Annotated in this window: 7 protein-coding genes; 5 read left to right on the forward strand and 2 right to left on the reverse strand. The window is 59.9% G+C overall.

The features are described 5' to 3' along the window. Positions 1–41: 41 nt before the first annotated feature. Positions 42–2102 (reverse strand): DEAD/DEAH box helicase, encoded by a 2061-nt coding sequence (locus CHH27_RS26960; protein WP_094074342.1) that lies wholly within the window; start codon positions 2100–2102, stop codon positions 42–44. Positions 2103–2410: 308 nt separating this feature from the next. On the opposite strand from CHH27_RS26960, the gene CHH27_RS26965 reads away from it, so the two are divergent. The 3 genes from CHH27_RS26965 to CHH27_RS26975 all read left to right on the forward strand — a co-directional run bounded on the left by CHH27_RS26965 (position 2411) and on the right by CHH27_RS26975 (position 7122). Next, a complete protein-coding gene (locus tag CHH27_RS26965; protein WP_094074343.1) occupies positions 2411–4732 on the forward strand; it encodes a methyl-accepting chemotaxis protein in 2322 nt (773 codons plus the stop codon). An 89-nt stretch (positions 4733–4821) separates the two neighbouring features. Continuing rightward, a complete protein-coding gene (locus CHH27_RS26970) occupies positions 4822–6477 on the forward strand; it encodes a cisplatin damage response ATP-dependent DNA ligase (protein ID WP_094074344.1) in 1656 nt (551 codons plus the stop codon). A 114-nt stretch (positions 6478–6591) separates the two neighbouring features. Further along, positions 6592–7122 carry a hypothetical protein gene (locus tag CHH27_RS26975; RefSeq protein WP_208988399.1) on the forward strand — a complete coding sequence of 177 codons (531 nt, stop codon included), beginning with the start codon at positions 6592–6594 and terminating at the stop codon, positions 7120–7122. 14 nt (positions 7123–7136) lie between these two features. Here the strand turns inward: CHH27_RS26975 and CHH27_RS26980 are convergent, their stop codons facing one another. Continuing rightward, positions 7137–8006 (reverse strand): thioesterase family protein, encoded by an 870-nt coding sequence (locus tag CHH27_RS26980; RefSeq protein ID WP_094074345.1) that lies wholly within the window; start codon positions 8004–8006, stop codon positions 7137–7139. A 565-nt stretch (positions 8007–8571) separates the two neighbouring features. Here CHH27_RS26980 and CHH27_RS28410 point away from each other — a divergent pair. Then, positions 8572–9255, forward strand: a complete 684-nt coding sequence (locus CHH27_RS28410; protein ID WP_094074346.1) for a response regulator transcription factor — start codon at positions 8572–8574, stop codon at positions 9253–9255. Positions 9256–9663: 408 nt separating this feature from the next. Then, a complete protein-coding gene (locus tag CHH27_RS26990) occupies positions 9664–12012 on the forward strand; it encodes a bifunctional diguanylate cyclase/phosphodiesterase (RefSeq protein WP_208988400.1) in 2349 nt (782 codons plus the stop codon). Positions 12013–12028 lie beyond the last annotated feature (16 nt).

The raw sequence follows: 12028 nt of genomic DNA on the forward strand, positions 1-12028 counted from the left end.
CAAAAAAGCCGACGGTTTGTGCCGCCGGCTTTTTGACTTGATCAGGACTTGGACTTCGCCGCCTTGCGTTCGGAGCGGGACGGCTTGTTTTTCTTGGCCGCCTTTTTCTTTGGCGGAGCGGATTTGGCCGCAGAACGGCTGCGCGGTTTGCGGCGGTCACCGTCCTCCGCATCGCCGTGCCGGCCCTTGCGTGCCGGCTGGTCGCCGCCGTCGAGATCCCGGGCCAGGGCCTTCATGTCGAGCGGCTCGTAAGCCGGGTGATGCGGCGGGGCGTCATCGTCGGAGTGGCGCCGCTTCTTGCCACGCGGGCCGTCGAACTTGTCCTTGTGGCCGCGCTTGGGGCGGTCCTTCTTCAGACTGTCTTCACGGCCGAGATTTTCATAGTCCGGCGCATCCGCACCGCGCGGGCGGCGCCTGGGCGGGCCGGAGCGGTCGCGACGGAAACCGCTTTCCTTCGGCGGAGCCGGTATCTTGCCGCCGCGGGCGTCCAGAAGCGTGATGGTGACATTGTCTTCACCGGTGCCGTCACGCTTGATCACTTCATTGAAACGCTGGCCGTGGTTGCCGGCGATCTCGAAGTAGAGTTCGTTCTGGAAGATCTTGATCGCGCCGACTTCCTTCTTGGTGACGTGACCGGCACGGCAGATCATCGGCAGGATCCAGCGCGGTTCGGCGCGCTGGCGGTGGCCAAGTGACAGCGAGAACCAGATGCCGTCCTCGAACTTGCCGGTGATCTCGGCGCTGCGGCCGCCCTTGGAACCGGCATCGCGGCCCCGAAGCGAGCTTTCGTCAAGATCGGAGACGTCTTCCGGTGCCGGCAGGCGGGACTGGCGCAGTTTCACGAAAGCTGCCGCAAGCTGTTCCGGGCTGTGCAAGGCCAGAAGTTCCAGGGCGATGGCGCGGTCTTCATCCTCCAGCTCCACGGTGAGAGCCGGGTCGGCCAGCAGCCGTTCCTTGTCCTTGGCCCGGATGTCGTCGGCAGTCGGCGCGCCTTTCCAGGTCGCGGTGATACCGGCGAAATGCAGGACCCGCTCTGCCTGGCGGCGGCGCGGGAACGGAACCATCAGCACGCATGTGCCTTTTCGGCCGGCGCGTCCGGTCCGGCCGGACCGGTGCAAAAGGGCTGCTTTACCGGTGGGCAGGTCGGCGTGAATGACCAGATCCAGATTGGGCAGGTCGATGCCGCGGGCGGCAACGTCGGTTGCAACACAGACCCGGGCGCGGCCATCCTTCATGGCCGCAAGGGCGCTGGAGCGCTGCTCCTGGCTGAGCTCGCCGGAGAGCGAGACAATGGAAAAACCACGGTTGGCGAGGCGTGACGTCAGGCGGCTGACGGCTTCACGGGTTGAGCAGAAGACAATTGCCTTCTCCGCCTCGTAAAGGCGCAGCACATTGATGATCGCATTCTCGCGCTCGTTGGGTGCAACCGGATGGGCGATATAGTCGATGTCGCCATGTTGTTCGCGGGCGTTGATGGTCGACAGACGCACCGCATCCTTTTGGAAGCGCTTGGCGAGCTCGGCAATCGGGCGGGGAACGGTGGCGGAAAACATCAGCGTGCGCCGGTCATAGGGCGCGGCATCCAGGATGAATTCCAGGTCTTCGCGGAAGCCCATGTCGAGCATTTCGTCGGCTTCGTCGAGAACGACGGCCTTGAGTTCCGACAGGTCAAGCGCGCCGCGTTCGATATGGTCACGCAGGCGGCCCGGCGTGCCGACGACGATATGGGCACCGCGTTCCAGCGCGCGCCGTTCTGTGCGCGGATCCATGCCGCCAACACAGGATGTGGTGACAGCGCCTGCATCGGCATAGAGCCAGGTCAGCTCTTCCTTGACCTGCAACGCCAGTTCGCGTGTCGGGGCAATGGCAAGGGCGACCGGAGCGCCTGCCTGGCCGAGCTTGTCATCTTCGCCCAGCAGTGTCGGGGCGAGGGCCAGACCGAAGGCGACGGTCTTGCCGGAACCGGTCTGGGCAGACACCAGGAGGTCCGCTTCGGGCGGTGCGTCGGTAAGCACGCTTTCCTGGACGGGGGTGAGGCTTTCATAGCCGCGTTTCGCCAGCGCGGCCTGAAGGGCCGGGGCGACGGAAGTCAAATCGGACATAAAGATCTTTCAACTGCTCCGGATCATCTGCATGCCAATCAGCAGTCTACCGGATCGGGCAAATACCACACGTGCCCTTGGATGGCCGCGGCTTATATAGCCATTTGGGCGCGCCGTCCATCCTGTTAGTTTCACACCTGCCCAGGCGATATTGCATAGATTGACCAGGGATATTGCAACCGCGAACAAATTGCCTTGGCAATTATACTGAGGGTATAATGCTGCCTATTTTTTCACCTCTAGGTTATTGAAAAAATTAACCTGCCTCCGCGTTAATCAGATGAGATGTCCAGGTTTGGGGGCTATTGATGCTGAAGTCCATTCGCGCACAAATTGCGCTGCTGGCGATCGTGCCGCTGGTCGCTTACGCGATCGCGAGTTTCATCGCGCTGAACGAGGCCTATACCGAAAGCAAGGTTGCATCGGATATCTATCCGACAAGTGTCGTCGCGGAAAAGGCCGAAGCGGTTTTGCACGAGCTTCAGAAAGAGCGAGGGCGCACGGCCGTAATGCTGGCAACCGACTACGCTTCAGGACCGCGGTCTGCTCTGGACAAGCAGCGGCTTGCAACCGACAAGGCCGTTGCGGACATGACCGCCTTTGTGTCGTCTTTCGAGGTCGCGAATGAAAAGCTCCTCAAGGAAGTCCGGGAGGCCAGCAAGAGTCTCGACCAAATTGCTCGGCACAGGTCTGGCATCGATTCCAGATCCATCGACGGCAAGGGCAACATTGCCTTTTACTCCGGCAAGGTGCACAGCCTGATCAATATTGTTCAGGAGGCCCAGCACGCCAGCGCGGATCATATTTATGCGGAGCAGATGACCCCATTCCTGCTGCTGACCGAAGCGATTGAAGCGGGTGGTCTCGAGCGTGCAATCGGCGGGCAACTGTTCACCATCGTGGCAAAGACCGGCGAAGTCCCACACGAACGTTATCTGGCCTATTTTGACCGTTTGTCGGTCGAGGGGGCGTTTCTCCACGACTTCAAGCGCGTCGCCACCCCGGAAGAACTTGCCACCTACAAAGATCTGGTATCAGGACCGGCCGTCGATCAGGTGACGGAGTGGCGCAAGGTGCTGCGCACGCTGCCGGAAACGAAGGACGGTCAGGGTATTGACGGGTCCGTCTGGTTCGGCAAGGCCACAGAACGTCTCAATCTCATTCGCGACGCGTCGCATGTGATGCTCAAGGCCGCTGAAGCACGAGCCCTTGAAATTGCCGCTGCCGCAGACACGCACCTGAATTATGTATTTGCCGAAACCATCATTGTTATTCTTGTTACTCTTGCGATCTGCATCTGGACGCTGCGCAACGTCAACGGCCTTCTGGGCTCGCTGACGACGAACCTGGTTCGGATTGCGGAAGGCGACACCGACTTCAAGATGCCGCTGGCAGAACGTTCGGATGCGATTGGCGATCTGGCGCGCGCTGGCAAGATCTTCCAGGAAAATGCGCGCGTGCGGGCGTCGCTGGAAGCCGAAGCGGCGAAGGAGCGCGACAAGGAGCGCATGCGCCAGAACCATGTCGAGGACCTGATCAGGAAATTTGAAGAACTGATGGATAGCGTCACAGGCGACGTGAACCAGAAGACCGGCGACATGACCGATATTGCGTCAAGGGTGCGTGCCATTTCGCAGGACGCTTCGGGTGCCGCAACCCAGGCCAAGAACGCATCGGCTTCGTCTTCCAACAATGTTCAGACGGTTGCCGCTGCAGCGGAGGAAATGTCCGCCGCCATCCAGGAAATCATGAGCCAGTCGGAACGGGCCTCGAGCGCAACCGACGAGGCAACGGATGTCGCCAAGCGCACGGATGCAAGCGTCTCCAGCCTGGCCGAGGCGGTCGAAAAAATCGGAACGGTGGTCGAGATGATCCGCGCCATTGCGGAACAGACCAACCTGCTGGCGCTCAACGCAACGATCGAGGCCGCGCGGGCCGGGGAAGCCGGCAAGGGCTTCGCGGTGGTTGCCGCAGAAGTGAAAGAACTGTCGACGCAGACAGCAAAGGCGACCGAGGAAATCTCAAGCCAGATTTCGTCCGTTCAGGGTCTGACCGACGAGGCGGTGGAGTCCATCAGGCGGATCACCGGTTCCATCGAGATGATCAGTGAAGTCACTGGGGCCATCACGGCGGCCGTTGGCGAGCAGAGCGTTGCCACACAGGAGATCTCGCAGAGCATCACCATGGCGGCCAGCGAGACCAGCAATGCCGTCAACAGCGCAGAGACCGTGGACCAGGCGATCCAGGCGACCGCCAGCGAAGCGGAATCGGTTGACCGCATCGCCGGTGAGGTCAAGCAGGTCGCCGATCAGATGGCGCACGGCATTGAGGGCTTCCTGGAAGAAATGACTCGCGACGTCGAGGAACGCCGTCGGGCCAGCCGCAAGCAGGAGATGGGGCAGCGGGTGACGCTGGTGGCCAGTGATGGTCGCTCGTATCAAACGCGCCTGATGAACAGCTCCGAAGGCGGCATTGGTGTCATGAACTTTGAAGGCGCACATGAAGGCCTGCAGCTGACTTATGAAGACCAGTCTGGCAATGCCTATTCGATGGAAATCAAGTGGGTTCGAGACGACATCGTCGGTTTGCAGTTCCTGCATGCCATGGGCGAGAAATCCGCCGCAGCCTGACTGGCTGTCTGCTTGAAACAGTGATGCAAAATTGTATCTAACCGGGAAAGACTTGCGTGCGCGCAACTTTCCCGGTTGGATCTTTTTTGATGCAATGCTTTTCCCAACTACTGGACAGGCTTTCCCTGGAGCCGCGCCGCCTTGCCAAGGAGGCCCTGCTTGTCCGCTATTTTAGAGACACGCCCGATCCTGACCGGGGATACGCCCTGGCAGCTCTGACCGGCGGACTGTCCTTCAAACATGCCAAACCGGCTCTTCTCAGAGGCCTGATCAGTGAGCGGGCAGACCCGCAGCTGTTCGCGCTTTCCTATGATTTTGTCGGCGATCTTTCTGAGACCATCGCGCTCATGTGGCCAAGACAGGAAAGGTCTCTGGCCGCCGCGTCGCCGGATGCACCGGGTCTTGCACAGGTCGTCGAGATGCTTGCCGGGTCTGGAAAGACAGACGTGCCTGGTCTGCTCGCCGGCTGGTTGGATGCGCTTGATGAAACAGGGCGATGGGCCTTGCTCAAGCTTGTGACAGGTGGATTGCGTGTGGGCGTATCGGCGCGTCTGGCGAAGTCTGCCGTGGCACGCTTGGGTGAACTGGAAGTGGACCGGGTCGAGGAGGTCTGGCACGGGCTGAAGGTCCCGTACGAACCCCTGTTCGCCTGGGCCGAGGGAAGGGCCGGCCCGCCCGAGACTGATGATCCGGCGCCATTCCGTCCGGCGATGCTGGCCCACCCGCTTGATGTCGAAAAGGACACACCACAGCTCGCGGCGGCGGACTTTGCAGTTGAATGGAAATGGGACGGCATTCGGGTTCAGGCCGCTGCGGGAAAAACCTCCGATGGCCAGGAGGTCAGGCGCCTTTTCAGCCGGACGGGTGAGGATATCTCCAGAGCCTTTCCGGACATAGTCGACCTGCTGGGCTTCGAAGCATCGATCGATGGAGAGCTGCTGGTGGTGTCGGAGGGCAAGGTCAGGCCGTTTTCCGATCTGCAGAAGCGGCTCAATCGCAAGACGGCCGGCCCGAAACTGTTGCGCGAGTACCCTGCCGCGATCCGTGCCTATGACCTTCTGGCCCTGGAGGGGACGGACCTGCGCGACCGTCCCCTCGCCGACCGTCGCAAGCTGCTTGAAGATTTCGTGCAAGGACTTTCCAATCCCCGAATTGACCTCTCGCCAATGGTGGAGGTGGCCAGCTGGGAGGAGATCACGGCGGCGCGTGCAGCTCCGCAGGATCATCTGGCTGAGGCCGACGCGGAGGCCGTTGAAGGTCTGATGCTGAAACGCTGGGATGCACCCTATGTGCCGGGCCGCCCAAAGGGGCAATGGTTCAAATGGAAGCGCGAGCCGCATCTGGTCGACGCTGTCCTGATGTATGCACAAAGAGGTCACGGCAAACGATCGTCTTTCTATTCCGATTACACGTTCGGTGTCTGGCGAGACGGGGACAACGGGCTCGAACTTGTGCCCGTCGGCAAGGCCTATTTCGGCTTCACCGACGAAGAGCTCAGGGAAATCGACCGGTTCGTGCGCAACAACACGACCAACCGCTTCGGCCCTGTGCGGGAAGTGGCCTACGGTCCCGAGACGGGCCTGGTTCTGGAAGTGGCGTTTGAGGGTCTCAATCGGTCCGGGCGTCACAAATCGGGTGTTGCCATGCGGTTTCCCAGGATCGCACGCCTTCGTTGGGACAAACCGGCTGCCGAGGCGGACCGGCTGGAAACACTGGAAGCCCTGCTGCCGCGTGAAACAGGGTGACGCTCTGGTGACACTTGGCGAAAAAGCCGGGATTGGTCGTGCTTTGGCCATGGAATCATGTCAGGTCTTGAACACCTGAACACAGCCGGTGCCTGCCGGCATCGGAAAGGCGACATGATGACACGTGATACCTTGAAGACGCTGATTGCCGGTGGACTGACCGCGCTGATGCTCAGTGCTGGGGCCGCTGCGCAGGACAACATGTCCCAAGCTGATGCGGAAGCCGTAAGCGAGGGCAGACCGGACCGGTTCTCCCTGGTCGCCGTTGATGACGAGATCCTGCGCGTGGATCGTCAGAATGGCACGGTGTCGATCTGCCAGGAGCGCAATGACGCCTGGCGCTGCAACCCCGTTCCGCTTGCCGAAGAAGCCTACCTTGCGGAGATCAGCGAACTTGCTGGCGAAGTGGACCGCCTGAGTGCCCGGCTTGAACAGCTGGAGAGTGGGGATGGCGGCCCGGACCGGCAACTGCCGCCCGGATCCGCTCTGGACCGCTCCGAACGGGACAAGGATGACACCACGTCGCTCTTGAGCGAAGAGGATGAGGAGCTTGAGAAGGTTCTCACCTTTACCGAAAGCGCAATGCGGCGCTTCTTCGGCATGGTCCGCGACCTGCAGAAGGACCTTGACGGCGAGGGGAACTGAGCCGGAAAAGCGCCTTAGTCGATCAGCATCTTGTTGATGGCCTGATGCGCCTCCGGAGGCAGCTCCACGGCCGCTCTTTTTTCAAGATCCATGGTCAGGGCAATCACGTCGAGCGTTGCCACAAGCCGGCTTGTCCGGCTTTCAAACAGGTGATGACGCATGGCGAATGTCTTTGCGCTGACGCCGGTAAAGCCGGACAGGACAATCATCGTGTCGCCCGATTTCAGCGGGGTGGCCCAGGTGAGCTTCATTTCCACTGCGACCCGGCCAAATCCGTTTTCGGTCAGGTAGGCGTGGGTCATTGGCGTGCGTTGCCAGACATGGGCCACACCGTCGGTGCAGCAGGACAGCGCAAACCGGTCGTCCGCCCGGCCATCCACGCCAACATCCCGCGGCAGGACGGTGCCACGATAGGCAATCTGTGCACCCTTGGCTTCCAGGTTGGCAATTGTTACACGCGGGTTCGCTGGCCCGGCCGGAATGCCGCGTGGCGCTGCCTCGTCGATCATCGACGTCTGAAATGCCTTGAAACGCTGTCTCAGCGTCTTGGCTGAGTTCGCGCTTGGTTCATAGCCATCGAGGGCGGTTGCCGCCAGTTCTCCGGTGGCGCCGTCACGCAGTTCGTGAATCACCGTCAGCATATGGGGGCCGTCAAAGGCAATGCTGGAATGAACGGTGATCAGATCTCCTGTCCGCAGTTCTGCGTGAAAGCGCACATGCCGGACACGGCGGGCGCCGACCAGCGTTTCACTGAGCCCGGATAGCAGTCTGAACTGCCGGTCTGCCTCGTCAAACCGGCTGAAGTAAAACTGGACGTTCAGGTGATCATTTTCGTCGCATTCCCAGCGATTTACAAACGACAATAGGGTGGTTTGGATGGTCATAGTATGGTTTCGCGCACTCAGTGATATTGTTTTTAGGCCCACCAGAGGCAGGTCATTTGTTGCTGTCTTTGCAATGAATAGCAACCGCAAATTCAGACTATGGAAAACGAGTGTATCCGACGAATTGCTCGCAACTGAAGTTTATTATTCAACTGAATTTGCTATCTCACTAATCATGAGTTGTCTTTCAGGGTGCCTTGCAATTCTTTGGCTTGATTTTCGAGAGAACGCTAAGCGCAATTTCAAGAACGGACTTCGTAGAACTGACAGGTTCAAGTCGAGAACTTGCAACCTGGTTGGTTCATGGTCCCTGAATCAGCTCAAAATTTGTTGTCACCATGTTGAAGGTCCTGGCGGATGGGTCGCAAATCGGAGGTCGTTCACGCCTAGTCCGAAAGCATTGTTTGACTTGCGCGTTATCGGTGTTGCAAACATACTTCTCAAAGGCCGCAACAAAAGGGCTCTGCCTGAGAAATCTGGTCTGACTGAGCGCTGGGAGGAACGAGCGCACGGTCTCTCTGAGCAGGGAGAGCGAACTCAAGGCCCTCGAGGGAGGAACAGCAAGGTGTCGGCGACGTCGTATCGGTTCATTATCGCAGATGATCATCCCCTGTTTCGCGGTGCGCTGCGCCAGACGATCGAGACGCAGTACCCGACTGCTGCGATCGAGGAAGCAGGCGCGCTGGAAGACGTGACCGCCAGCCTGGAAAAGGACGGTGACGTCGATCTTATTCTCCTGGACTTGTCGATGCCGGGAATGCGCGGTTTTTCCGGGCTGATGTATCTGCGGGCACAATATGCCGGGGTGCCGGTGGTGGTGGTCTCCGCGAATGAGGACCCGCAGGCGATCCGGCGGGCCGTGGAGTTCGGCGCCTCGGGTTTCATTCCGAAGTCCCACGGTATTGAGGTGATCAGGGAAGCGATTTCCGAGATCATGACCGGCAATATGTGGACGCCGCCCGATGTCGACCTGACGGCGGACGATGGTAGTGGTGACCTCGTGCAACGCCTTGCAACGCTCACCCCGCAACAGGTGCGGGTGTTGATGATGCTGTCCGAAGGCCTGCTGAACAAACAGATTGCATATGAATTGTCGGTGTCAGAGGCGACCGTCAAGGCGCATGTTTCCGCCATTCTCCAGAAGCTGGGCGTGGAAAGCCGCACCCAGGCCGTGATTGCCGCCTCCAAAATCGAGGCAGGTCAGTGGCAGTTGGGCGGCGAGGCTACGGAAGCTGCGAACGCTCCCTAGGGCTGTCCCTGGTCGCCTAAATATGTGCCTGTCTTCGGCACCATCTCCTGAAGAGCACTTGGGCGGCAGGGATTGACCTGCCGTTTTTGTTTGGAAAGACGGACCTGAACCGTCTTCCCTGCGTCGCTCGGACAGCCCGACCGGCTGAATTTCAAGGCTCCTGATTTCTACCAGTTCTTTTACCGGAATTTCAGGGAATGGCGGTAACAATCGTCTTCGTGGGGCTGTGCGCCGCACAGTGCGGGACCCTATTGCGGAGACAAAATGCGGCTCAGCTCCAATTGGACACTGATCCTTGCGACCATTTGCATGGCGTTTTTCAGGCCGGGCAAATCGTTTTCTGCTGTGAGTCGCAGCCAGGGCCCGGAACAGGCTGGCAAGCAAGAAAGCAATCCCACGAAAGCGTTTTTGCTCGCCTTCGGTCACCCGGTCGTCGACGAGCAGGTGGCGCGCAAGGTCCGTGCGGCACAGATTGCCAGCATTGCGCGTCTGACGCCCTTCATCATCTTCGCCAATGTCATCAACACGATTGTCATTGCACTGTCGTTCCGGTCCTTTCTGCCGGTCGAGTATCTTGCTGCCTGGTTGATCGGCATTTGCGGGTTCCTGGCGTTCACGACGCACAAGTGGTTGAAGTCCCGCAAAGAGCCCGTCGAGTTCGTGTCCCGAAACGCGCTCAACAAAGCCGTTTTGCATGCAACGGTTTTCAGCAGCTTCTGGGCGGTGGTGCCAATTGCCGCCTTTGTCTCTGGGAACGCCAATGGGATCTGGATGGCCTCCTGCGTGACGATCGGCATGCTGTGTGGTGGCGGGTTTACGTTGGCCACAGTCCCACAGGCCGCGTTCCGCTGGGTGGGGATCCTCTATCTGGCGTCGCTGGTGTCTCTTGCGATCGGACCGAGCGCTGACATCTTGATGCTGTTTTTGCTGCTGACCAGCTACACGATGGTTGTCATTTGCAGCGTGGCTTCCGCAGGCTGGCTGTTTGCCTCGCATTTTTTGGCAGAAGCGGAACTCGAGCAGCGTGGCGAGCTGATCGCCCTGTTGCTCAACGAATTTGAAGAAAAGGCCAGCGACTGGATCTGGGAAGCCGACAGCGCGGGTCTTCTCCGCAACATTTCTGACCGGTTCCTGCATGCAAGTGGGCGCACGCGGTCGGAGCTTGAAACCAAGCGCATGGTCGATCTGGCCTATTCCCTCGACGAAGCCGAAGCACGCACGGCGCTGGTCAGGCTGGAAAACGCGTTTGACGAGCAAGAGGCGTTTCGGGACATCGTCATAGGCATTGACGTACAGGGCGAGGAGCGCTGGTGGTCCCTGGCCGCGCGACCGGTCATTGATGAACATGGCTCCTATGCGGGCTATCGCGGGGTGGCGTCCGACGTAACTGAAACGCGCAGGGCGAACGCTCTGGTCTCTCACCTTGCCGAACACGATTCTCTGACCGGTATCGGCAACCGAAGCTGGTTCCTCAAACAGGCCGAGATGCGGCTGGAGAGCCAGACCAGTTTCAGTGACGACACGCTGACCCTGTTCCTGATTGATCTGGACAATTTCAAGGTCGTGAACGACACCAGTGGCCACCCGGCAGGTGACGAGTTGCTGCGGCAGGTTGCCAGCAGGTTCAAGGTGATCGGCGGCGAGACGACGGTTCTGGCCCGGTTTGGAGGGGACGAGTTTGCCGCACTTGGCCGGTTCGAGAGCGACGAGGCTGCTCTGGCTTTTGCCAATGATCTGGTCAGCGCCGCTCGCAAGCCGTTCCGGATCGGCCGGCGCGATTTTGCGATCGGCGCAACCGTTGGCTACACGCGGTTCCGCGACAGTCGGGACACGCTGGACGACCTGATGCGCAAGGCCGACATTGCGCTCTACAAGGCCAAGGAAGGTGGCAGGGGACGCGCGCTCGCCTTTGAATATGAAATGGAGCGCGAAGTTCTCGAGCGCCGGGAGCTGGAATCGGATCTGCGTGAGGCATTCGAATATGAAAAACTCAATGTCGATTTCCAGCCGATCGTGAATGCCAGGTCCGGGGAGGTGGTCTCCAGTGAAGTTCTGGTGCGCTGGTTGCACCCGGTCCGTGGCGAGATTCCACCCGATACGTTCATCCCGATTGCCGAACATGCCGGGCTCATCCTGCCGCTGGGCAGTTGGGTCCTGAAGAAGGCGTGTGCTGCGGCAGCTCTTTGTCCCGATCTGGAAAGTGTCGCGGTCAACCTGTCGCCGGTCCAGTTCATGGATCCAAACCTGGTTGATCATGTCTGTGCGGTCCTGGAGGAAACCGGTTTTCCGCCGGAACGCCTCGTCCTGGAAATCACGGAATCGGTCTTCCTGCGTGACTTCGGTTCTGCCGCGGCCAAGCTGGAGAAACTGCGGGATCGCGGCATCAAGATCGCGTTGGACGATTTTGGAACGGGATACTCGTCACTGTCCTACCTGCGGCAATACAAGTTCGACAAGATCAAGATCGACAAGTCCTTCGTGGACGAGATCGGCGAGCGCAGCGACGGCCTTGCGATCATCTCGGCCATTATCGCCCTGGCGCATAATCTTGGACTGGAAGTGACGGCAGAAGGGGTCGAGCGCCAGTTCCAGGTCGATGCCCTGCGTACGCTCGGCTGCGACACGATGCAGGGCTATTATTTTGGGAAACCGGACTCCAATCCGATGAGGATTGCGCAGATCCGCAAGGAAGACTGGGAAGACCGGTCACCCAGCACGGCGCCCAGGAACCCTTCCGACATGCGCTCGGTTTCCTGACGCCCAACCGCTCTGT

The organism is Labrenzia sp. VG12 (genome assembly GCF_002237595.1).
In the GTDB taxonomy this organism is placed as follows: Bacteria; Pseudomonadota; Alphaproteobacteria; order Rhizobiales; family Stappiaceae; genus Roseibium.